We start from the raw sequence: 21,633 nt of genomic DNA, 5'->3' as shown, positions 1-21,633 counted from the left end.
GACACTTTGTCAGTCATCTGTATATACTATCTTCAAAGGAGGTATATAACATGAGAGATGTGAAATTGCCTGAAGTTCGAAAAGCAGAAATCCTGGATGCTTCGATGAAGCTGTTTACAGAAAAAGGCTACCTGCAGACAACTACACAGGATATTATCAACCAAGTAGGAATTTCACGCGGACTGCTTTACTATCACTTTAAAAATAAAGAAGAAATTCTTTATATCCTGGTTGAAAAATCTGTTAAGCCGCTTATCCTGCAGATGGAAAAAATCGTTAACGAGACTTCATTGAGCCCGGCAGAGAAATTAAAACAATTTTTACAAACAACGATTATTCAAGAAGATTCGGTTACAGAGGAAAAAGTCACCCTGCAGGAAACCGTTCAGCTGGAGGAAAACAGATATATGATGGACCGTTTTTATCATAAATTTATTGAAAAGCTGCTCCCTTTATTTACAAAAGTGATAGAGGAAGGAAAAGAACAGAATGTTTTTCAAGTAGCTTACCCTTATGAGACTGCCCATTTTTTAGTAACAGGATATGTTTTTGTTTCGAATGATATCAAGCTAAAAAAACTGGGAATAGAAGAAATGGAAATTTATTTAGAAGCTTTTAAAGGGGTTTTAGCAAAAACGCTGGGGATTGAAGAATCGATTTTAAATTGGTAACCAATGTACCTTACTTCATTGGTTTCTTTTATCACTACGACTGACACTTTGTCAATAGGAGGGAATTTATGTTAAAAGCGAATCACGTCTCAAAAATATACGAAGATGGCACGAAGGCGATTACGGATATCAACCTTCACGTTCAAAGCGGCGATATTTACGGATTTATTGGAGCGAATGGAGCCGGCAAATCCACGTTGATCAAATCAATTGTTGGCATTCACCCATTTAACGAGGGAGAAATCTCGATTGATGGCTATTCTATGAAAAATGACCCTGTTCTTTGTAAGAAAAGAATGGCTTATATCCCAGATACTCCAGACCTTTATGAGCATTTAACCGGCATGCAGTATATCAACTTTATAGCCGACATTTTTGAGGTTAATCTTACGGAAAGAGAATCATCTATCGAAAAATACAGCAGTCTGTTCGAAATGACTGGCAAGCTCCATCACAGCATCGCTTCCTACTCTCATGGAATGAAGCAGCGGATTGCAATCATTGCTGCTCTGGTACATCAGCCATCCCTGTTTATCTTGGATGAACCATTTGTCGGCCTGGATCCAACTGCTTCCTTTCAGTTAAAAAGTCTGATGCAGAAGCATGCAGATAATGGCGGTGCCGTGTTCTTTTCTACGCACGTCTTAGAAGTTGCCCAGAAGCTTTGTAATAAGGTAGCCATTATTCACAATGGAAAGCTTGTCAAAAACGGCTTAATGGAAGAGGTAGCCGGCTCAAAAACCTTAGAAGACATTTTCATGGAGGTTCGCAATGAATCAAAAAATATGGATATTATTTAAAAATAACCTTGCCAACAGCATTCATTTCCATGATTTATTTCGTTCCGGCAAGCAAGGAAATGGAGGAAAAATAACAGCTGTTATTCTGCTGCTTATGGGAATACTGCTGCTTACGTATAATATACTGACAGCCAAAACATTGGTCAGTATTGGCCAGACAGCTATGATTCCGGGATACATGCTTTCCGTTTCCAGCATGATGATGGTTTTCTTATCATTGTTACGAGCGAATGGAACAATCTTTGGCAGCAGCGACTTTAAACAGCTGGCTGCTTATCCCGTCAGTGAAAAAGAAATTTTTATCAGCAAGCTGCTTCACCTCTATTTTTTCAATTTACTGATTGGTCTGTTATTCAACCTGCCAGCTTTACTCGTCTGGGCAGCAAATACTCTTGTCTCACCGGTTTTAATTATGCTGTTTTGCATCACAGCGCTGGCCTCCCCTGTGATTCCAATTTGTATCGGTGTCATTTTTGGAAGTCTCGTTTATCGGATGGCGGCTTATTTTCGGCAAATAAATCTGATTGCTGTCTGTTTATCTCTTTTTCTACTCGGTGCTTTCGGCTATTTTATCATGACGCAATCTAACCAAACAGATAGCATGCAAGATATCGGAACTGCTGTATATAGTCAGATGACAACTATGTATCTGCCTTCCGTCTTATTTCAATTTAACAGTTTGGCAGACAGCTTTTTTATTCTAATTTTTCTCTTTATCAGCGGTTTATTATTTTTAGTGCTTACCTTTTTCGGCAGCAGATACTATCGCAGATTGAACCTGCGCCTTCTTGCTTTAAAAAGCACAAATCATATGAAACCGCGAACCATCAAACAGCGACGTATCTTCGTTGCTTTATGGAAAAAAGAAATAACTGCTTTATTCAGCTCTTACAACTACTTGCTGAACTCGATATTAGGCACCGTGCTGTTAGTTTTTATTAGTATGGCATTACTTCTGTTTGGATTTGAAAAATTAACAACGTTTATTCCGCTTCCTGTTTCTATAGAAACCGTTACCAATCTATTTCCCATGGTTGTTGCAGCAATGCTGTTAATCAGTAATCCGGCAGCTGCTGCACTCTCCATGGAAGGGAATAAAGTTTGGATTTTAAAAACACTGCCCATTGAGCAAAAAAGGGTGGTTCATGCTAAATTAGCCTGTACCTTTTCCCTGCATTTTATTGGTTTTGCTATTAGCATCCTAGCTTATATTATCCGTTTATCTCCAACGATAGAGCAGCTGATCTGGGCCATCCTTATTCCAGTAAGCTATTCCGCTTTTATCACGACATTTGGATTGATGCTGAATTATTTCTACCCACATTTCAGCTGGAAAAACGATATGTATATTGTTAAACAAAGCCCGCCTGTTTTGATAGCAGCATTTACCGGGATGGCATTGATGATCGTGCCGCTAGTGCTTATTTTATTTCAGATACTTCCTTTATTTGTGATTTATCTGGCTCTTGCAGTTTTATTGATTGGTCTTGCTATGCTTTTTTATCAGCGGACCTGCAGGATAAAATTTATCTAAGGAGAATGATGATGAAAAAGGATATCACTGTATTTTTAATCATGTTCGTTATTTTGTTTGGCATTATTCTATTTTTGCCTGATTCCATTCCAATTCATTTTAATTGGCGGGGAGAAGCAGATATTGTAGTTCATAAATTTTTTCTTTTGATCGGGGTGATTATTCCTTACTCTGTTTACTGGCAATTTTTTAGAGAAAAGAGAGATTAATATCTCTATACGAAAAAAGTCTTTCCCTAAAAAATCGGAAAAGACTTTTTTCGTATAGCTATGCTTTCTCATTAGCAGTATTGTTATCTGGCGATGTAAAACTCTCTTCATCCGCCTGCTTCTTATAATAGCGGCGTTCCAGTTTCTTGCTTCGGAAGGTCTTCTGCCCAGGGTGATGAGCTTCTGCAAAGCTGCCGCCGGTCACGTCCTTCACCGTATGCACAACCGTGAATGCATTTTCGTCAATGCTGCTGACCAGCTTTTTCAGGTAGAATAACCGCTGCTTCGGGATGGCGACGTAAATCAGATTTTCCTCGACGCCATCTGCATTTTTCTCTGCTTTTAATACGGTCGTATGCGTACCCAGACTTGTTTGCAATGCATTTTCCACTTCTTTTGTTTTATTGGAAAAAATATGCACCACTCTTTTTGCTTCAAAACCTTCTAATACATAGTCCGTTACCCTTTTTCCAATAAATAGTGCAAGCACCGTATACATGGTGTACACGGGTCCAATCACAAAAATCCCGGCAACGACAACAGACGCATCCAAAACAAAATTGGTTCCTGTCAATTCCCAGCCGAATTTATAGTTTAACATGCGGGCGATGGTCGATGTCCCTCCGGTCGTGCTCCCTGAACGGAAAATAAGTCCAAAGCCGACACCGGTAAATACGCCTGCAAAGATTGCTGCCAGAAGGGGGTCTGGTATACCTGTAGCCAGGTCTTCGAGGATATAAATAAATAATGAAAATAGCGGGATGGTCACAAGCGATTTGATAATCATGTCCTTTGGCAAGTAACGAAAGCCGATCAGAAGAATAACTGCATTCAGAATAAATGTCGTCATGGCAGGCGATATATCTGTTTCATGGTAGATCAGCAGAGCCAGCCCCGGCACGCCTCCCTCTGCTAAAGAATTCGGCATCGCAAAGACTGCTACGGAAGCAGCAAAGAAAAATGTACCGGCAATTAAAAATACATAGTTCTTCATCGTATATTCCTCCTCTTATTTAGTTGTGTGAAGTTCATTTTGAACGGTTATCCTATTTTTATCCTTTAAAAACAGTATCATACCTCAAAAAGATATACCTCTATCGTATCGATAAATGAATTATCTCAGTTAAACAAAATAACCACCCGAAAAAAACCTTTCCCTAAATGCATTAGGAAAAGATTTAAAAAAATGGGCAGAACCCACTCATCAATTAAAACAGACGGCACGTAATTCTGCACTTTAACTGAGATAATCTTCTTATACTGGTTACTTTAACGTACTAAACACTTCTTTTCAACAGCTAAATGGAATTATTTCATTACTTCAGCATGTCTTAAAAAATAGTACTAAACAAAAAAGGAAGGAGAACGCCATTTCTACGCCCTCCTTCTGCATGGTACATATATTAATCGCCTAAATTCACGAGCACTCTTCCCAAATGATTACTTTCTAATACAGACGGCAGCAGCTCTGTTAATTCCTCTAATCCAGCTTCCTTATATACCATATCTTCAAGGTTATCTAATTTTAAATCAGAGGCTAAACGCTCCCAGATATGCTTCCGTTCTGCCATCGGGCAATATACCGAATCAATCCCAAGAAGGGAAACACCCCGTAAAATAAATGGAAAAACAGATGACGGTACATTGACACCAGCTGCCATTCCGCTGACGGCAACACTGCCCCGGTACTGAATTTGCGCCAATAATGCTGCTAACGGCTTCCCGCCTGCTGCATCGATTGCTCCTGCCCATTTCTGCTTATCCATCTTTTTCAGTTCTCCATTATAAACTTCTTTTCTGTTAATAACTTCATCTGCACCTAATTGTTTCAGATAAGCAGCCTCCTCGGTTTTTCCTGTACTGGCTGCTACCTGATACCCTTTCTTTTTCAAGAGGGAAATAGCAATACTTCCGACGCCGCCTGTTGCTCCAGTGACAAGAACAGGGCCATTTTCCGGCTTCAGTCCATTCTCTTCTAATCGCTGGACAGATAAAGCAGCTGTAAAACCGGCTGTTCCTAATATCATGCTTTCTTTTAAGCTCAACCCTTTTGGAAGAGGCACAACCCATTCTGCGGGAACACGTGCATATTCACTATAGCCGCCAAAATGGGAGACACCTAATTCGTAGCTGGTAACAATAACTTTATCGCCTGCTTTATAGCGTTCATCCTTGGAATCAATTACTTCACCGGCTAAATCAATTCCCGGAATAAACGGATATTCCTTTACAATATTTCCATTTGGATGAGCAGCAAGCCCGTCTTTATAGTTGATCCCGCTGTACTTTACATCGACTAGAACATCGCCCTCAGGCAAATCAGAAGGTTCGATTTCTTTTACATTCAAATTTAACTTTTCATTTTCTTTTTCTACGACGAGTGCTTTAAATGTGTTTGCCATGATATAACCTCCATCTAACTATATATTCTAATTGATTTTTCCCTGAATTTAGGTGCTTCAATCCTGTATTGATTTGCTATTTTTATGTGACAGCTTTTCATCTTCACAATGGTATAAAATAGCTTGATGAATAAATTCATTCAATGTATCGTTTCCGAATTGATTGATATATGCTTTAAAGCTTTTATCTTCCTTATACGTATAAGCAATACATTGCAGGATTTCTGTATCACCTATCATAAACTGTTCGAGATAACTTTTCCATTCTAGAACGATTTGCTGTACTTTTTCAGAAGCAGGTGATTCCTCTGAGAGCTTGGCAAACTGCATGAATACATCCTGCATATTCTGATCAAAAGCTTCAAATACAGCAGCTCTTTCTTCTTCGGGAATTTGTTTGATATTTTTTTCATATTCTTGATACTTATCTGTATCCCCATATACATATTTAGCTTCCATTTGATACTGTTCTTTTAATGGCAGCACGCTGCCTTCCTGAAAAATATCCAAGTTAGAGATATCTTTTCCAGAAATAAAATTATTTAAATTGGCTAATGTCCGCTCGAGGTTTTGCTTTTTTATTTGCATCGCTTCATAATGTCCGGCTAAAATCGTCCTTTGCTCTTGTTTTGGCAACTGTATAATCGCCGCTATTTCTTTCAAGGGCAAATCTAGTTCCTTTAACAGCAAAATGGTCCGCAATTTTTTGAGATCCTCCTGGTTATACAGCCGGTAGCCTTTATCTGAATAGCTATAAGGCTTTAATAAATGGATTTCATCATAATAATGCAGTGTTCTTTTCGTTACACCTGTAATAGTAATCATATCTTTAACGGTGTAGTATGGTTTCTTCATCCCAATATGCTTCCACCTCGCTTAATATCTCCTGAGCCGGGAGTGTCGTTGCTTCCACAATGGATTTCCCTGTTTTTTGCAGATAATACTTCACTAAATAATAACCGCATGCATACCCGGCACTATGTGGCACTCCTCCAGCAACCGGTAACCCCTGTAATTTAGCAACTTCATCTCCATAAAGATACGCCATGATTTGCTGTAATCCTGTGATTTCTAAATGCTCTCTCAATACCGGTTTGATAATATGATTCAATGTATCAGCATCTGTTTTGCTGACCCAAGGTCCGATTAAATCTTCCCCATATAAAGAAGTCGCAAAGTTTTCTGCCAGTCCTTCACTGACAATCAATTCCCCAAGATTAATTTTATCATCCCATTTAATAAATTGATAACGGACATTATGATTACATTCATGTGCTAAAGCAGGTTTTAATCTTTTTAACGTATACTCATTTGGAAGCAAGCTTAGAATAATATAGCCGGGAATCCCTCCTTCCCCACTATATCCTTCACTTAGCTGCAAGATTTTGCTGTCCGGACTGCCTAACAAAATCGTAAATAAATATTCAGACACAGGTAAATGGATCCCATGCTGTGTAAATTGGTTTAAGCAGTGTTCCAATGTTTGCTTTAATTCACCCCATAACGCATCAGAGGAAATCTGTTTCATGTCTGATTCAACTTCAGTTGTTATCATCTCCGGTGACAGATGTGCCATATTATTTATTGTCATCACATCAAATCCATTTTCCTCCTCCGCATGGAATGGAATCTGCTGTATTTCCCACTTTTTCTTGTAAGGACCAAGCATCTCCCGTCGATACAACTCTGTTTTTTCTTCTGGTGGACTAGCTATGACCTTCTTATAAATCTTATCCGAACGTAATATGTTGATATTCATTTTATCACACCTTTTCAAAGTTTATTTTTAACTTACAGTATGACGTAACGTGAAGGTCAATATGAAAAGATGAAATAATCTGCTGCATACACATGAAAAATCTCAGCAATAGAAATTACTGAGATTTTTCTTAATTTATAAGACCAAAGTTATTACTTTTGCTATAGGAGCATTTTTTTAAACATCACTTCATCTGCTGCTCCAGCTTACTTATTTTTTCTTCCAGCAATGCAGCTCTTTCATCCAAGCGTTTCACATCGATCAGCCGCTGCACTTTCTCCTCCAGACGGTCTATCTTTGCCTCTAACCTGCTGATGCTGTCCGTTTCATATGAAAATGATTCTAAACGGGTAGTAGAAAAAATAGAGTCAGCATCCTTCTCCTCTACTGCAAAGCAGATAATATAATCTTCTCCCGTTACTTCTTTTACAGCCTCCCCAATCCGTTCACTATATTGAGTCTCCAGCCAATCAATCGTAAATTCATTCGCTGCAAATACTGTTAATTCATCTTCGTCCCATTCCACTGTTGTGTTTTTCAGCCATGTATCAAAACTTGGTTTAGATAAGTCACTGCTTAATTTTTCTAAAACTTTTCCCCATATATCCATATTGTCTTCCTCCCTCTATATAATTAAAATAAGACAACTTCTTTCTTTTCATTGCGCTGGTTATAATAGAACTCTGAAATCCTCTCATCTACAAATACCTTATACATCTCCATAAAATCAGGCGCTAATGGATAATCCGGCAATGCAGCTTTATCAATCCAAAAAACCTCTCCTTCATCCGAACTCTTTAATTCACCGGAAAAAGAATTTGTTTTATAAAGTAAAACGACATACCTTTCATCCTGGTTCGTCTGGAATTGCTTCGTTCCGCACAGCACTGGTTGTTTTATATGTAGGCCTGTCTCTTCCTCTACCTCCCGGACTACTGCATCATGGAATGACTCCTTTTTTTCAATATGCCCTCCGGGGAAAGTGATTCCCGGCCAGTTTTTATTTTGTCTGTCTTGAACCAGAATCTGTCCCTTTCCATTTTCAATCATGCACATATTGGTGAAAATTGCTGCTTCCGATCGCCCCATGCTGACTCCCCTTTTTCGTCTATATTTCCTTACTGTCTAGTATACCATTCTACAAATATCGTGAAAGAAAAATATGTTATGATGGAAAAAATGCAACAATAGAACGATAATGTAAAAGAGGCTAAGGAAAGAAGGTATAAAATGAAAATAGACATTCCAAAAATTTCTCCTGTATTAACTGAAAAAAGATTTACCGATATTTTTTTCGAAGAGGATCCGTTACTGGAAATGTGCGAAATCACTGGAGCAGAGTTTACCAATGAAGTGGTGGAGCGTGTACGGATTTATGATGCGGTCATCAAAAATTGCCAATTCAATCAGACAGACTTTGAAAATATAGAGCTGACAGATGTCCGATTTGAAAATTGTGATCTATCCAATGTAAATTTGACGAAATCTTCTATCCACCGCGTGGAGTTTATTCATTGCAAATTAGTCGGCTGTGAATTCCCGGAGTCATCCATCGGCAATGTCCGCTTTGATGATTCCACCTTAAATCTGGCTGCTTTTGGAAATGCCAAGCTCGAAAAGGTTATATTTAACGAATCCGTATTAACCAATGTCGATTTCTACAATTGTAAATTCAAAAAAATTGAATTTAACCGCTGCGATTTAAATGAAGCGAATTTTGAACAGACTACGCTGAAAGGAATCGATATCAGCTCTTCCAGCTTTGAAACATTGACCGTTTCATTAGAAAGTTTAAAAGGCTGTAAAGTTTCCTCTTATCAAGCGATTCAATTTGCTTCTCTGATTGGATTAGTTGTTAAAGAGTAAAAGAAAAAAGATACATTTGTTAGGATCAACACCGAAATCTATGGTTGGAAAATATAATTAAATATGATAAAAGCAACTAGCTAGCGGAGGAAATACACGGAGACTCCTGGTCGGCTAAGAACGGTCACGTCCTGTGACCAACGACCGACACTAGGACGTCCTGTCCGTCGTGGGAAAGCGCCATGGTCTTCGGCGGGGCGAGTAATCGCAGTCCCAGTCCCAGGGTGAAGACCCCGCAGAAAAAAAGCGTACTTCTTTTTTTCTACCCGCAGGGCATAAGTGCGACTTTGCTTCTGTCTGCGCCTGTCGGCTTGCCAATCAGCAAGTCTTCTTTAAAGGAGATGAGCTCGGGGCCCATGGAAAGCGTAGTGTATTTCCGTAGTGGTCGCTTACAGCAACTTTATATCTACTATGTCACCCATAGATTTTGGTGAAGAGCCATTTGTTAATCTATGTTTAACTATCCTATTTTGTGGTATATTCATAATAGAGTAAATCAATCGGAAAAGGAGTTTTATAGTGGTTAAACATGTAAATTTAGGTAAATCAGATGTTTCTGTACATCCTATCGGCTTAGGAACCAATGCAGTAGGAGGCCATAACATTTATCCGGATATGCTGGATGAAGAACAAGGAAAAGACGTTGTCCGCACAGCACTGGATAATGGGATTAATATGCTGGATACAGCATTTATTTATGGACCGAAGCGCTCGGAAGAATTAGTTGGAGAGGTTATTCAAGAATATAAGCGTGAGAATATCGTGCTGGCAACGAAGGCAGCGCATAAATTTGTCGGCAACGATACGGTAATGGACAATTCACCGGCATTTTTAAAGCAATCTGTTGACGACGCGTTGAAGCGTACACAGACAGATTATATTGATTTGTTTTATATCCATTTCCCTGATGAAGACACGCCGAAAGCAGAAGCTGTCGGTGCTTTAAAAGAGTTAAAAGATCAAGGAAAAATCCGCTCCATCGGTGTTTCCAATTTTACGCCAGAGCAATTGAAGGACGCAAACCAGGACGGTTATGTAGACGTGTTGCAGGCAGAATATAACCTGTTAAATCGTGATGCTGAAAAAGACTTTTTCCCTTATACTGCGGAAAATAACATCACATTTATTCCTTACTTCCCATTGGAATCTGGTTTATTAGCTGGAAAATATGATAAGAACACCACTTTTTCTGATTTACGGGCAGAAAAACCAAATTTCCAAGGGCAGCAGTTCTTAGATAACCTGGAAAAAGTAAATCAGGTAAGAAAAATTGCGGATAAATACGGAGAAGAGGTTGCTCATATTGTTCTGGCCTGGTATTTCTCTCAAGACTCAGTTGATGTGATTATTCCTGGCGCAAAACGCCCAGAACAGGTGTTAAGCAACAAAAGAGCTGCTGAGATTTCATTATCTGAAGATGATATTCAAAAAATCAGCAATATCTTTGCTTAATCCTTTAAAGATAAAAACCCGCGTATTGTTTTAAATGAAAAACAATACGCGGGTTTTTGATTACAAATATTTACTAACAAAACGATTCATTCGCTTCGTAGCTTCCTGCAGGTTTTCCATCGAAGTCGCATAGGAGCAACGGATGTGCCCCTCTCCGCCAGCACCAAAGATATCCCCCGGCACCACAGCAACATGCTCTTCATATAATAATTTCTCCGCAAATTCTTCAGAGGATAATCCCGTCGCTTTAATAGACGGAAATGCATAAAACGCGCCTCCAGGCATATGGCAGGCTAAGCCCATCTCTGCGAAAGACTCTACAAAAAATCCGCGTCTCTGTTTATAGGACTGCGTCATTCTTTCCACATCGTCCATCCCGCTCTTCAAAGCCTCTAACGCTCCATACTGTGCCATTGTCGGTGCGCACATTAAGCTGTATTGATGCAGCTTCAGCATTGCCGCCAATAAATCAGGTGGTGCCATCACAAAGCCTAAGCGCCAGCCTGTCATTGCAAAAGCTTTAGAAAATCCGGAAATTAAAATCGTTCTCTCCTTCATCCCATCCAGCGCCGCAAAGCTGACATGCTTGTGATCATAGCTTAATTCTGCATAAATCTCATCAGAAAAGACAATCAAATCATGCTCTTCTGCTAACGTTGCTATTTCCTGTAAATCTTCTTTTAACATCACTGCACCAGTAGGGTTATTCGGGAAACTGATCATTAACGCCTTTGTTTTTTCTGTGAGCACCGCCCGAATCTGTTCCGCGGAGACTTTAAAATCATCTTCTATTTTTGTTCCTACCGAAACCGGCACACCTCCTGCCATGGATACAAGCGGCGCATAGGATACAAATCCAGGCTCGACAATAATGACTTCATCCCCCGGATCTAGAATAGCACGGCAGCCAATATCGATTGCTTCACTTGCCCCGACAGTTACAAGCACCTCTGTTTCCGGATCATAATCCACTTCAAAGCGCTGGTCCATATATTTTGTTATTTCCTGTCTTAATTCAAGTACACCGGCATTCGCTGAATAAGCAGTAAATCCCCTTTCCATCGATGAAATACTTGCCTCACGAATATTCCATGGTGTTGTAAAATCAGGCTCTCCGACACCTAAAGAAATAATATTATCCATCGAAGAAGCTAAGTCAAAAAATCTTCGGATGCCGGATGGCTTAATATCCTGGATACGTGATGATAAACGATTTTTCGTTTTTACACTTACTTGACTCATGGTGTCACCACAATTCTGCGATCTTCTTCGCCTTCTTCAAAAATAATTCCGTCGTGCTTATACTTCTTCAACTGAAAATGGGTTGTCGTTGAAATCACAGAATCGATGGATGAGAGTTTTTCTGAAACAAAGCGGGCAATCTCCTGCATCGTCTTTCCTTCAATCACTACCTGAAGATCGTATGCACCGGACATAAGGTATAAGGCCTGCACCTCAGAAAAGCGATAAATACGCTCTGCAACCTCATCAAATCCCACGCCGCGTTTTGGAGTTACCTTCACATCGATCATCGCTGTTACCTGTTCAGCCTGTGGCACCTTGCTCCAATCCACCACTGCAGAATAGTTTAAGATAACCTTCATTTTCTCTAATTTTTTTAAAATCGTTTGAATTTCTTCTTCACTTATATTTGTCATTTTCGCTAATGTATTGTAATCAATTCGCGCATCTTCTTCTATAATTCTCAAAATTTCTAATTCTTTTTCTGTCATTCTCCTTTGACTCCTTTACCATTTCTGTCCAATATCCAATCTCGTGTCTGGATTATATTCCATCATAACATATTCGACAGGATAAATTCATTTCTGTCCCCAAATATTTTAAATCTTTTGTTTTGTATATATCAAGCATTTCTATTTTTTGGAGATGAAATCGCAAACACATTAAAATCTGGAAGTCTATCAAAGGAAAATCTCTCTTTCTGCAGAAAAAGTTCTAAATAACCAGCTTTACGCCAAAACCCATTAATAGCAGCCCGGCACATTTTTGAAAAACCTTTTGAAATCCAGGCTTTTTCAGCCAACGCTTCATCGTATCTAAAAAATAAACCAGCATAAAAAACCAGCCTGACGCTATCAGCGTTAAGATACATCCAAGAAAAATCAGCTGCTGATTGACGTTCCCGCTTATATCTATAAATTGCGGCATAAAAGTGATGTATACTACAACCGTTTTCGGATTCAATATATTACTGATGGCCCCCTGAAAAAAAGAATCTTTATAATAAGGTTTTGCTGTTTTCCTATTATCATTTTTCTCTGATACAGCTTCCATAGAGAAAGTATCTCTTGAAAAGAAAGCACGGATACCCAAGTAAATGAGATAAGCAGCTCCAAGATATTTAATGATATTGAAAAGAAAAACTGACTGGGCAATCACAACAGACAGTCCAAAGACAGCAATCATGGTCCAGAAGGTGAGTCCAAATGCTATCCCGAGTATGGTAGCACAGCCAGCCTTTGCACCATAACGGAAGGTATTTTTCATCACCAATACCGTATCAGTCCCCGGCAGCATGGACATTATCAACGCCATCAGGATATATGCCAGTAAATTATCCATCCCGCATGTTCCTTTCAGCTATCTTAGTAACGCAAGACTGCCTGTTAATTGATTCACTTTTTTCTTTTCTCCATAGGTCCCCAGTCCATAGTACAGATAATCTGATTTCGATTTCTCCTGAAGCTTTGCTATGTATTCCACATACGTTTTACAGCTTTGCGCTGCATTGGAAAAATCAACAACAGTCAGGTCAGCAAACGTCTCTGTCATTGTTTTATCTCTTAATTCATGAAGCAGTCCGGCATTTCCCTTTAAAATAGGAATAGGTGTTTTTACAATTCCTGCATGCTCCACACCAGATAAATCCGTTACATTCTCCCCTGCCATTTCAGGGGCTTCCTTTCCAAGTGTGACTCCGAGAATAGCTGCCGTATTGGCAATTAATCCTAAAGGCAGATTTTCATCGATAACAAGTACACATTTCGTTTCCATCGAATGCATTATATCTCTCCGTTCCGTTCAAAAATCTTCATATATTGCTTCGGTGTTAATCCAATCATGCTCTTAAAAAACCTGGTCAAATGGCTTTGATCACTGAACCCCGTCAGGAAAGCTACTTCAATCGGCTTCACTCCTTGTTCTAACAGCCTTTTTGCATGATTCACCCGAATTGTTTCCAAATAGCTGTAAGGAGAAATTCCCTTTTGTCTGGTAAAGGATCGCAATAAATAATATTTACTCCATCCTGTTAAACCGCTTAACGCTTGTAATGAAATTTTTTCAGCATAATGCTTTTCTAAATAATTGCTGATTTCCTGCACCTTTTGGGAGGATTCCACTTCTTTTTGCGGGATTGCCAGATCTGAATTTATCTCAATAAGCTCTTCCACTAAATAGAGAAACAGCTCTTCTTTTTGGAATGCATCCTCTCCCTCCGTCATTTTTAGATGAAGGTCTTTTAAAGCAGATGCTACTTCATTCTTATACATAACATTTTCTTTAAAACGTGGAAGAACCTCCTCTCCCTTCATTTCAAACACAGCTTTCTTCATCACTTCCGCTTTTACATTAATACAGCGGTAATCCAATGTTCCTCCATCTACCTGCTCACAGCTGTGGGTATCGTACGGGTTGAAAATAAGTACATCGCCCGGCTGAATAACATATTCTTCTCCCTGGCAGATTAACTCCCGCTCTCCCTCCTCGATAAAGCCAATTACATAGTAATCATGAAAATGCGCCGGAAACTTTTGTGTGATTCCTTTAAAACGATATGCTTCCGCTTCTAAATCCGGATCTAAATAAATCGTTCGCGTTTCATCTGCCATGCTCACTGCTCCCTCCTTGCACCTCTTTACCTTCTTCTAAACTAACAAATCATCTCGGTATTTTCTTGTATGATATTGCGCTTTTTCACATAAAACAGCCGCCGAAAAATTTTCCGGCGGCTGTTTCTTACTTTTTATTCGATTTCATAAGCAGCATAAAAATAATAATTAGAGTGAAAGCAGTGAAAGCTAAAAATGGTATCGTCATAAAACCGAACCAATTAATATATTCTGCATTACAAGGCACACCGCCAACACATGGCTTTAACGGGGCAAACCCCGGTACTTTTTGCTGAAGATAATGATACAGCGAAATACACCAGCCGATAATGGCAATGGGCAGTACATACTTTTTGATTGTAAATTCCTGCTTGAACGTAGCTAATCCAAGGATAAATGCCAAAGGATACATTGCAATCCGCTGATACCAGCATAATTCACACGGTATAAACCCTTTTATTTCACTAAAATAAAGACTTCCTAAGGTGGCTACTAAAGAAACGACCCAGGCAAAATACATATAAAGCTGTCTCATATCCAGTTTATTCATCTTATTCACCTAACGCTTCGTCAATAGCTGCTTGGATAACCTCGTAATCAAACGTATCGTCATCCTCTATCTTAACATTATTAACCATAATCGTCGGCGTTGATTCCACTTCATACTGATTTCTTAAATTATCATCTATTACAAGTTCATCCATAAGTGGATTATTTTCTACATCCTCCGCCAACGCCTCTTCAATATCTTCCATTAATGCTTCCGTATCAATTCCCTCAACCCCATCAGCAATTTCCTCTATTTTATCGTTGGTTACCCATGTAGCTTGCTGATTTTCTGGCTGGTCATCAAACAGAGCATGATGGAAATCCCAATACGCATCAGGGTTCTGCACATAGACAGCTTCTGCAGCTAATGAAGCTAATCGTGACTCTTCTCCATGGAACAATATATTGACATATGAAAATTGCACGTCTCCATTATCTATATAGTCCGCTTCCAATTGTGGAAAAATAGTTTCGTCCCATGCTTTACACCCAGGGCATTTATAATCTCCAAATTCGACGACAGTTACTGGAGCGTCTGAGTCTCCATAGATTGGCTGTCCTTCTGTGGAAGGTGCTTCATCAAATTCCCTTCCAAAAGATTCTGAGTCCCGGTTTACGAGCACAACCAGTAACACCAACAGCGCAACAACAATTAATGTTATCGTTACGATTACTTTTAATGGCGATTTTTTCATATAAACATCTCTCCTATCTAGGTAAATATAACATAAAAATGTCATTTTGCTCAGCCTGAAATTACAAAAAGTAACTTTGTAACAAAAATTTAAATACAGTACCAATATACATTATTTTTTGCAGTCGTACACCTATTTGATTGTCACTTTTATGACAATATCAAATCATCTTCGTTTTGTCTAACCTTGCAATTAAAATGTTTATAAAAAAAGTACTCTATACGAGGCAAGAAGATCAAGCATCCTGTCATTTGCTAGAATTTTGAACTCCCTCTTAAAAGATAGAAAATCGATACATAAAGTAAAACTATATCAGCACGAACAAATAAGCTGTTTTATTGCAATAAAGACACATTAAAAATGTGAAGTTGACTTCTCATTTTTCTTTTGATAACATAAAATGAGAAGTCAACTTCACATCACTAAAGAGAAGAGAGATGTCATGATCGTTATCAATAAGGTGCAGACATTTAGAAAGCAAAAAAAGATGACACAGGAAGCGTTGGCAAATAAGGTCAATGTATCCAGAAAAACGATTGTTTCTTTGGAAAAGGGCAATTATACGCCTTCTTTATTGTTGGCATTACAGATAGCAAAAGTACTGGAAACAGATATTAACGTTATTTTTTATTTAGATGAGGAGTGATCCTGCTATGAAGAAAATTATATTTGAACAAACGGGGAATATCATTATGATATTGCTCCTGACCTTGGGAATGATACAAACGGTTCTAACTGCTACTGTAAATAAAGGCCCTTTTTCTTTTTCCTTTGAATTCGGCATTTTTTGGTTTTTATTTTTAGGCTGGCTAGTTATTTTTGGCATTGCCCGATTTTGGTACGGGAAGAAAAAGCATAATGAAGGCTATAGCACTCGAAAAGGAGAATTCAGCACGCAAGATGAACGGGAGGAGTTAATCTCCAAAAAAGCCAGTCTGATTACCTTTAAAATGCTGATCTCCTTATGGATTGTTCTTCTTTTTCTGTGCTTCGGAGTCGGTTTGTTCGTTACAGATATCAAAACCTTTCAAACCATGGTTATCGGCATGCTGGGAGGCAGTCTTATTATAGGGTTTCTCTCGTATCTGACTGTCTGGATAATACTTGATTCAAAGGATTAATCTGCAAGCCACATGCAATGTCATAAGATAACTATTGTTATAAGCGTTTTTATACAATTGGCAGACCTGTAATTTTGAAATCCTAAGAAAAACCGAGAATACTGCTTGGTCTTTAAAACATCTGTGTTCTCGCCGAAGAGATGTCCGCTCCGGGAAGTGGCTTTCCGTGGGCAACGGCTTAGCCTCCTCGAAAGAAAAGCCCTTTCTGCGGGGTCTTCACCTGTTGCTTTTCCCGCAGGAGTCGACTTCCCTCCGCTTCCATCTAAGAAGAAATATGTATCATTTGATTTCTTACAAAAAATTGAAGCTAATTCTAGAGACGGTTTTGATGGGCGAGTAATCGCTATCCCAGGGGGAAGACCCCGCAGAAAAAAGCGTACTTCTTTTTATACCCTCGGGGCATAAGTGCGACTATGCTTCTGTCTGCGCCTGTCGGCAAGTCTTCTTTAAAGGAGATGATCTCGGGGTCCATGGAAAGTGGAATATATTTTTACTCACCCCCATGAACCCCGTTGGAGCGGCTATATTCAGCATTTTTATATACTTTCCTATTCTTAAAAAAAGAAAGCCTGTGAATCAAAAATGACTTTCTTTACGATGCAATTCAGCTTTAAGTACAATAATTCCGCTATCTATATAGTTTAATTAGGTCAGCCGCTGACTTAAATCCTATCGGTTATAACCTTAAAAAATTCATAAACAAAATACCCGGAAAAACCAATTAGTACGATACCGGCAATAATAGAAAATCCTTTGATCATTGCCCGGTTCATTACTTTCCGCGTTGTAGCTACAATCGCCAGCAAACCGATATCATGCAGTAAAATTCCTGTTAAAATCCCAGCAGCAATAAGTAAGAAATTGGATGGCTGCTCTGGATTATATGTGTTACTTAAAACAGCTCCAAAAACACTCAGCCAAAATACAACGTTTCCTGGCGAAATAGCCACAAGGAATCCATTTCGGTAGGAGGAGCGTATGGATTTAGCCGGTTTTTCCCCTGCCAATGTAATATCATTATCAGCATTTTTAATCGATTCATAACCAATCAGAAATAAAAAGACTGCGCCAATCAGCCACATAGGGATTTGTATAAAAGGTAATTGCAGAATAGATGCTAAACCTAAATAAAGCGCAGCAATCAAAACAAAATCGATTGTCATTCCGCCTAACCCCACAGCCCAGCCATGCATAAACCCATTTTTAAGCCCCTGCTTTATCATTTCAACGGTAATCGCTCCCACTGGCATTGCAATAGCAAGTCCTGCTATCACATATGTAAAAAATAATGCCATATCATTCGTTCCTCCCAAAAAGAAAATATTTTCTATCATACTATAAAACACAATAAATGTATATCTATACATTTCCTTTTATATTTATTCTTTCCGAAAAGGCGAAAAACTGCTTTCTGATGGTAAATATAAGTTAACACTCTCTGAATATCCTTTTAAAGAAAAAAAGATATAATTTATTAACACCCACCTTCTGATTGCCCGAATAAACCTCACTTTTAAAATACATAAAACGAATATGATGAATTACTCATTGCGCATATAAAAAAGAGGTTCAATATATGAACCTCTTTTTCTATCATTTTATTCCTCAGCTTCAGAAGTGTCCGTATTGTTATCTTCATTTTGCTCATCATCTTGTTCTTCTTCATTTTGCTCTTCATCATTTTCGTCATTATTTGCGTTGGCAACGTTATTTTCAGCCTGTTCTTCTTCCGGAGCATCAGCAGACTCGGAATCTGCCGCTTCAGCATCCGCAACATAATTTCGAATTTGATATCGTTCTGTGTCAGACAGGTCGTCCCATTGTTTGTAATTGGTCATGAATGTTAAAGCAAGAACAAGCAGCAAAATTGGCGTAATGCCAGTTATTATTTTCTTCACTTTACCTTCCTCCTGTTAGATTAATCATTGACTTGCACTATACCGTTTCTCCGGTTATCTGCCACACCATAAATAGAATTAGATTCATCATCGATAACAAGTGCCTGAATTCCTCCATAAAAATCGTGTTCCGTTTGATTGTAGATTTCATAGCCTCGGGCCCTCAGACCTGATTGAATATCGGTATCTAACTCGCCTTCTGTGAAAATATCATTATCTTCAATATAGAATCTATCATCCTCGACGGCATCTTCAAGTGTTTCATCAAACATCAAATATTTTACGAGCACTTGTGTCATTACCATCGGTATCCTTTTACCGCCTGGCGAGCCAATACCAATCATCCGGTCACCATTTGTCAAAATGGTTGGACTCGTGAAGCTTCTTGGTGTTTTTCCTGGCTCAATACTATTTAATGATTCATCCCTTTGACTGAAGTTTTCCATTTGATTATTCATGAAAAACCCGCCTACATCGTCACCGGAGCCAAAGAAATTCCCTAAGGTATGCGTTGCTGATACCATTGTACCATCTCGATCGACAATGACAAAATGTGTCGTATTATCGTGGTCTTCTTCATCGGATACCGAATCATTCACTTCATAGTCCTCGGATAATTCATCGAGTGAAATCGTGTCGGCCATCTGCTGTGTATGCTCAGGTGATGTCAGTTCATCAGCAGACATGGCGTCCGTAAAGAATCTGTCCCCCACATTTTCAACACGGTCATCATAGGACCGTTTGGAAATTTCTCCAATCAGATGCATATAATCTCTTTGATTATTCTCCGTCGACCCGATATTTAACTGCTCTGCCATTTGCAGAGACTGAATCAATGTAACCCCTGCTAACGGAGGCGGCGCAGAATATACATCATATCCGGCAAAGGTGCCATGCGCAGCTTCGGTTGTTTCTGCAGTATAACTGCTTAAATCTTCTGCTGTTAATGTTTCCTCATGTTCTAAGATTTGATCTGCAATTGGTCCATTATAAAAAGCATCTGCTCCGCCTTCCTGAATTTGCTGTAATGTTTCCGCTAATTCAGGCTGTACCAATGTATCGCCTGCTTCTAATATGTCATTATCCGGGAAAAATTGTTCCAGCTCTGGAACATTCATCCGGTAAGAGCCTTTACTAAGCCTGTCTACCAAATGGCCGTCAACTTGAAATCCTTCCTCCGCATAGTCAATTGCCGGCTGGATCAAGTCCTGCATGTCCATCGTACCTAAATCCTTATTGAGATCCTCCATCCCCCTTACTAAACCTGGAATAGCAAAGGTTTCCGGTTCTACACCTGATTCTGGTGCCGTTTCACGGTACTCATAAACGGTAGGCTCCTCTGCATCATGCGGGTAGACCAGCATCTCTCCGCCGCCGCCGATGCCTGAACCATAGGGCTCTACAACGCCAAGCACGTAGGAAACGACTACTGCCGCATCTGCTGCGTTCCCGCCTTCTTCCAATACTTTATTCCCTGCTTCTACTGCTAATGGATGCGAAGCGCTCACACCATATCCTTCTGACGAATTGATTGTCTCCGATTGTTCGACACCATAATCAGTCGTTGTCGTATCCGATTCAAACATTCCTTGCTGAGCATAAACAAATACCAACCCTGCTACGACAATAACTCCCAGTATAATCATAAGTTTTTTATTGCCCATTATCAGAACTCCTTCCTTCTAAAACATCAGAATGATCCACTTCCAGAATCAGCTTCCCATCTTCTTTTTCAAAATTCTCTTCCGGCTGATTATTCATTAATTGCATATGAATTTTCATTTGATTGTATTTGTTTTCTGTTACATAAGGCTGTGCTCCATCTATACGCAGCGGCGTAATCTCAAACCTGCCTGTCCCGTCGCTTAATAGATCATACTGTACAATCGCACTATCCTTTGTCCTGGACCAGCCCTGGTCAAAAACAAAGTTGCCCAGCCCGTAAAAAATAACACCATCTTTATATTTTTCCACTTCTGATAACACGTGCGAGTGATGTCCAATAATAGCATCTGCGCCGGCATCAATCATTGCCCTTGCTAACTCGGTCTGTCTCGGGTGCGGCTGATTATCATATTCAACCCCCCAATGCATGTTCACAAAAACAAGGTCTGCTTCCTGCTTCGCTTCTTCAATCATTGGGAAAATATTATCCGGCAACGAACGGGCTACGCCTGCCCGGTAACCGAGCGCTGAGAAGCCCTCTACAAGCGCATCTGTATAACCAAGTGTTGCAATTCTTATTCCATTCACGTCCTGATAATCAACAGCAGTTGCTTCTTCTACATTTTCCCCGGCACCAACATGGGCTAAACCTGCACTATCAAGTGCCGAAATCGTATCAGTCAGTCCTTCTGCGCCATAATCCATCATATGGTTATTAGCCAGATTGAGCATGGTAAAATTCATTTCTGCTAAAGCTTGAGCTGCCTCTTCACCCGTATGTAGATGAATTCGTTTATCTATTTGCTCATAATTATCTTCATCTTGCAATAAAATCGGATTCTCAAAATTACCAGACACATAATCCGCATTGTCAAAGAAAGGCTTCACTTTTTCAAATGGATAGGTTACTCCGTATCTCTCTGTCACATCTTCCACGTGACGGCCAAACATGATGTCACCGACAAAAGTAGCTGTCAGCTCTGAATCATCTCTGCTGTCAACCTGTGCTACATCTGGTGAAAAGAAGATTTTATGTCCGATAATGAAGACAACAACAATAGCTAAACCGATGGCTACATGTTTACCGGCAGATTTTTTATGACGTTTCCCCATCCGTAATATTTTTTCTTGATATGTTAATTTTTTAGACATATTAACCCT

The 21,633-nt window shown here is 39.4% G+C and carries 25 protein-coding genes; 8 read left to right on the top strand and 17 right to left on the bottom strand.

All coding sequences use genetic code 11. The features are described 5' to 3' along the window. The first annotated feature begins 50 nt into the window (after positions 1-50). The 4 genes from MKY45_RS08100 (at position 51) to MKY45_RS08085 (ending at position 3,214) form a co-directional block, all read left to right on the top strand. Complete coding sequence (locus tag MKY45_RS08100) at positions 51-671, top strand: TetR/AcrR family transcriptional regulator (RefSeq protein ID WP_042532920.1); 621 nt, start codon at positions 51-53, stop codon at positions 669-671. A 68-nt stretch (positions 672-739) separates the two neighbouring features. Next, entirely contained in the window at positions 740-1,471 is a 732-nt protein-coding gene (locus MKY45_RS08095; protein WP_042532918.1) for an ABC transporter ATP-binding protein, read from the top strand. Next, positions 1,443-3,005, top strand: a complete 1,563-nt coding sequence (locus tag MKY45_RS08090; RefSeq protein WP_256705980.1) for a hypothetical protein — start codon at positions 1,443-1,445, stop codon at positions 3,003-3,005. The genes MKY45_RS08095 and MKY45_RS08090 overlap by 29 nt, the downstream gene beginning before the upstream one ends. Before the next feature lie 5 nt (positions 3,006-3,010). Then, entirely contained in the window at positions 3,011-3,214 is a 204-nt protein-coding gene (locus MKY45_RS08085; RefSeq protein WP_212928255.1) for a DUF1648 domain-containing protein, read from the top strand. Between the two features lie 58 nt (positions 3,215-3,272). On the opposite strand, the gene MKY45_RS08080 is transcribed toward MKY45_RS08085, so the two are convergent. The 6 genes from MKY45_RS08080 to MKY45_RS08055 form a co-directional block, all read right to left on the bottom strand. Then, positions 3,273-4,208: a YitT family protein gene (locus MKY45_RS08080; RefSeq protein WP_042532911.1), complete on the bottom strand. Its 936-nt coding sequence runs from the start codon at positions 4,206-4,208 to the stop codon at positions 3,273-3,275. 409 nt (positions 4,209-4,617) lie between these two features. Next, positions 4,618-5,616, bottom strand: a complete 999-nt coding sequence (locus tag MKY45_RS08075; RefSeq protein WP_042532909.1) for an acrylyl-CoA reductase family protein — start codon at positions 5,614-5,616, stop codon at positions 4,618-4,620. A gap of 57 nt (positions 5,617-5,673) precedes the next feature. Beyond that, the gene (locus MKY45_RS08070; protein WP_256705979.1) at positions 5,674-6,471 is read right to left on the bottom strand and encodes a MerR family transcriptional regulator; all 798 of its coding nucleotides are present in this window, start codon (positions 6,469-6,471) and stop codon (positions 5,674-5,676) included. After that, positions 6,446-7,375: a DUF2268 domain-containing protein gene (locus MKY45_RS08065; protein ID WP_256705978.1), complete on the bottom strand. Its 930-nt coding sequence runs from the start codon at positions 7,373-7,375 to the stop codon at positions 6,446-6,448. Before MKY45_RS08065 ends, MKY45_RS08070 begins: the two co-directional genes overlap by 26 nt. 184 nt (positions 7,376-7,559) lie before the next feature. Then, the gene (locus tag MKY45_RS08060) at positions 7,560-7,985 is read right to left on the bottom strand and encodes a DnaA N-terminal domain-containing protein (RefSeq protein WP_212928254.1); all 426 of its coding nucleotides are present in this window, start codon (positions 7,983-7,985) and stop codon (positions 7,560-7,562) included. A 23-nt stretch (positions 7,986-8,008) separates the two neighbouring features. Then, positions 8,009-8,464: an 8-oxo-dGTP diphosphatase gene (locus tag MKY45_RS08055; protein ID WP_042532902.1), complete on the bottom strand. Its 456-nt coding sequence runs from the start codon at positions 8,462-8,464 to the stop codon at positions 8,009-8,011. 141 nt (positions 8,465-8,605) lie between these two features. Here MKY45_RS08055 and MKY45_RS08050 point away from each other — a divergent pair, with 141 nt between their 5' ends. Together MKY45_RS08050 and MKY45_RS08045 are read left to right on the top strand one after the other, a co-directional pair. Further along, on the top strand, positions 8,606-9,241 hold the full coding sequence (locus tag MKY45_RS08050; protein WP_042532900.1) for a pentapeptide repeat-containing protein: 636 nt from the start codon (positions 8,606-8,608) through the stop codon (positions 9,239-9,241). 519 nt (positions 9,242-9,760) lie between these two features. Beyond that, the gene (locus MKY45_RS08045) at positions 9,761-10,693 is read left to right on the top strand and encodes an aldo/keto reductase (protein WP_256705977.1); all 933 of its coding nucleotides are present in this window, start codon (positions 9,761-9,763) and stop codon (positions 10,691-10,693) included. Between the two features lie 60 nt (positions 10,694-10,753). On the opposite strand, the gene MKY45_RS08040 is transcribed toward MKY45_RS08045, so the two are convergent. From MKY45_RS08040 to MKY45_RS08010, 7 genes are all read right to left on the bottom strand, one after another. Then, positions 10,754-11,935: an aminotransferase gene (locus MKY45_RS08040; RefSeq protein WP_193064986.1), complete on the bottom strand. Its 1,182-nt coding sequence runs from the start codon at positions 11,933-11,935 to the stop codon at positions 10,754-10,756. Next, complete coding sequence (locus tag MKY45_RS08035; protein ID WP_042532894.1) at positions 11,932-12,426, bottom strand: Lrp/AsnC family transcriptional regulator; 495 nt, start codon at positions 12,424-12,426, stop codon at positions 11,932-11,934. The genes MKY45_RS08040 and MKY45_RS08035 overlap by 4 nt, the downstream gene beginning before the upstream one ends. A 223-nt stretch (positions 12,427-12,649) precedes the next feature. Further along, positions 12,650-13,276, bottom strand: coding sequence for a LysE family translocator (locus tag MKY45_RS08030; protein ID WP_042532892.1), 627 nt, complete (start codon positions 13,274-13,276; stop codon positions 12,650-12,652). Positions 13,277-13,294: 18 nt separating this feature from the next. Further along, a complete protein-coding gene (locus MKY45_RS08025) occupies positions 13,295-13,717 on the bottom strand; it encodes a DUF2000 domain-containing protein (protein WP_341172816.1) in 423 nt (140 codons plus the stop codon). Next, a complete protein-coding gene (locus tag MKY45_RS08020; protein WP_256705975.1) occupies positions 13,717-14,544 on the bottom strand; it encodes a helix-turn-helix domain-containing protein in 828 nt (275 codons plus the stop codon). Before MKY45_RS08020 ends, MKY45_RS08025 begins: the two co-directional genes overlap by 1 nt. A 127-nt stretch (positions 14,545-14,671) precedes the next feature. After that, on the bottom strand, positions 14,672-15,094 hold the full coding sequence (locus MKY45_RS08015; RefSeq protein ID WP_425313040.1) for a disulfide oxidoreductase: 423 nt from the start codon (positions 15,092-15,094) through the stop codon (positions 14,672-14,674). 1 nt (position 15,095) lies between these two features. Beyond that, positions 15,096-15,788: a thioredoxin domain-containing protein gene (locus MKY45_RS08010; RefSeq protein WP_042532884.1), complete on the bottom strand. Its 693-nt coding sequence runs from the start codon at positions 15,786-15,788 to the stop codon at positions 15,096-15,098. Positions 15,789-16,230: 442 nt separating this feature from the next. Between MKY45_RS08010 and MKY45_RS08005 the strand changes: the two genes are divergently transcribed. Both MKY45_RS08005 and MKY45_RS08000 read left to right on the top strand, forming a co-directional pair. Then, complete coding sequence (locus MKY45_RS08005) at positions 16,231-16,434, top strand: helix-turn-helix transcriptional regulator (protein ID WP_042532882.1); 204 nt, start codon at positions 16,231-16,233, stop codon at positions 16,432-16,434. A gap of 7 nt (positions 16,435-16,441) precedes the next feature. Then, positions 16,442-16,909: a DUF2178 domain-containing protein gene (locus tag MKY45_RS08000; protein WP_052485013.1), complete on the top strand. Its 468-nt coding sequence runs from the start codon at positions 16,442-16,444 to the stop codon at positions 16,907-16,909. 662 nt (positions 16,910-17,571) lie between these two features. On the opposite strand, the gene MKY45_RS07995 is transcribed toward MKY45_RS08000, so the two are convergent. From MKY45_RS07995 to MKY45_RS07980, 4 genes are all read right to left on the bottom strand, one after another. Beyond that, positions 17,572-18,204, bottom strand: coding sequence for a LysE family translocator (locus MKY45_RS07995; protein ID WP_193064988.1), 633 nt, complete (start codon positions 18,202-18,204; stop codon positions 17,572-17,574). 303 nt (positions 18,205-18,507) lie between these two features. Beyond that, positions 18,508-18,807: a hypothetical protein gene (locus MKY45_RS07990; RefSeq protein ID WP_042532880.1), complete on the bottom strand. Its 300-nt coding sequence runs from the start codon at positions 18,805-18,807 to the stop codon at positions 18,508-18,510. A 20-nt stretch (positions 18,808-18,827) separates the two neighbouring features. Beyond that, positions 18,828-20,471: a gamma-glutamyltransferase family protein gene (locus tag MKY45_RS07985; RefSeq protein ID WP_193064989.1), complete on the bottom strand. Its 1,644-nt coding sequence runs from the start codon at positions 20,469-20,471 to the stop codon at positions 18,828-18,830. Beyond that, complete coding sequence (locus MKY45_RS07980; protein ID WP_042532877.1) at positions 20,461-21,624, bottom strand: CapA family protein; 1,164 nt, start codon at positions 21,622-21,624, stop codon at positions 20,461-20,463. Before MKY45_RS07980 ends, MKY45_RS07985 begins: the two co-directional genes overlap by 11 nt. Between the last annotated feature and the right edge of the window lie 9 nt (positions 21,625-21,633).

Source organism: Oceanobacillus sp. FSL K6-0251 (assembly GCF_038004725.1).
Lineage (GTDB): Bacteria > Bacillota > Bacilli > Bacillales > Amphibacillaceae > Oceanobacillus > Oceanobacillus oncorhynchi.
The sequence above is the reverse complement of the archived record's forward strand: the minus strand, read 5'-3'. Positions and strand labels throughout refer to the sequence as shown.

Excerpts from the sequence above, each read along its gene's own strand:
- MKY45_RS08010 (WP_042532884.1), bottom strand. The coding sequence starts at position 15,788 with ATGAAAAAATCGCCATTAAAAGTAATCGTAACGATAACATTAATTGTT.
- MKY45_RS07995 (WP_193064988.1), bottom strand. The coding sequence starts at position 18,204 with ATGGCATTATTTTTTACATATGTGATAGCAGGACTTGCTATTGCAATG.
- MKY45_RS08100 (WP_042532920.1), top strand. The coding sequence starts at position 51 with ATGAGAGATGTGAAATTGCCTGAAGTTCGAAAAGCAGAAATCCTGGAT.
- MKY45_RS08025 (WP_341172816.1), bottom strand. The coding sequence starts at position 13,717 with ATGCATTCGATGGAAACGAAATGTGTACTTGTTATCGATGAAAATCTG.
- MKY45_RS08065 (WP_256705978.1), bottom strand. The coding sequence starts at position 7,375 with ATGAATATCAACATATTACGTTCGGATAAGATTTATAAGAAGGTCATA.
- MKY45_RS07985 (WP_193064989.1), bottom strand. The coding sequence starts at position 20,471 with ATGGGCAATAAAAAACTTATGATTATACTGGGAGTTATTGTCGTAGCA.
- MKY45_RS08060 (WP_212928254.1), bottom strand. The coding sequence starts at position 7,985 with ATGGATATATGGGGAAAAGTTTTAGAAAAATTAAGCAGTGACTTATCT.
- MKY45_RS08030 (WP_042532892.1), bottom strand. The coding sequence starts at position 13,276 with ATGGATAATTTACTGGCATATATCCTGATGGCGTTGATAATGTCCATG.
- MKY45_RS08005 (WP_042532882.1), top strand. The coding sequence starts at position 16,231 with ATGATCGTTATCAATAAGGTGCAGACATTTAGAAAGCAAAAAAAGATG.
- MKY45_RS08070 (WP_256705979.1), bottom strand. The coding sequence starts at position 6,471 with ATGAAGAAACCATACTACACCGTTAAAGATATGATTACTATTACAGGT.
- MKY45_RS08000 (WP_052485013.1), top strand. The coding sequence starts at position 16,442 with ATGAAGAAAATTATATTTGAACAAACGGGGAATATCATTATGATATTG.
- MKY45_RS08090 (WP_256705980.1), top strand. The coding sequence starts at position 1,443 with ATGAATCAAAAAATATGGATATTATTTAAAAATAACCTTGCCAACAGC.
- MKY45_RS08020 (WP_256705975.1), bottom strand. The coding sequence starts at position 14,544 with ATGGCAGATGAAACGCGAACGATTTATTTAGATCCGGATTTAGAAGCG.
- MKY45_RS08055 (WP_042532902.1), bottom strand. The coding sequence starts at position 8,464 with ATGGGGCGATCGGAAGCAGCAATTTTCACCAATATGTGCATGATTGAA.
- MKY45_RS08040 (WP_193064986.1), bottom strand. The coding sequence starts at position 11,935 with ATGAGTCAAGTAAGTGTAAAAACGAAAAATCGTTTATCATCACGTATC.
- MKY45_RS08080 (WP_042532911.1), bottom strand. The coding sequence starts at position 4,208 with ATGAAGAACTATGTATTTTTAATTGCCGGTACATTTTTCTTTGCTGCT.
- MKY45_RS08085 (WP_212928255.1), top strand. The coding sequence starts at position 3,011 with ATGATGATGAAAAAGGATATCACTGTATTTTTAATCATGTTCGTTATT.
- MKY45_RS08095 (WP_042532918.1), top strand. The coding sequence starts at position 740 with ATGTTAAAAGCGAATCACGTCTCAAAAATATACGAAGATGGCACGAAG.
- MKY45_RS08035 (WP_042532894.1), bottom strand. The coding sequence starts at position 12,426 with ATGACAGAAAAAGAATTAGAAATTTTGAGAATTATAGAAGAAGATGCG.
- MKY45_RS08015 (WP_425313040.1), bottom strand. The coding sequence starts at position 15,094 with ATGAATAAACTGGATATGAGACAGCTTTATATGTATTTTGCCTGGGTC.
- MKY45_RS08050 (WP_042532900.1), top strand. The coding sequence starts at position 8,606 with ATGAAAATAGACATTCCAAAAATTTCTCCTGTATTAACTGAAAAAAGA.
- MKY45_RS08075 (WP_042532909.1), bottom strand. The coding sequence starts at position 5,616 with ATGGCAAACACATTTAAAGCACTCGTCGTAGAAAAAGAAAATGAAAAG.
- MKY45_RS07980 (WP_042532877.1), bottom strand. The coding sequence starts at position 21,624 with ATGTCTAAAAAATTAACATATCAAGAAAAAATATTACGGATGGGGAAA.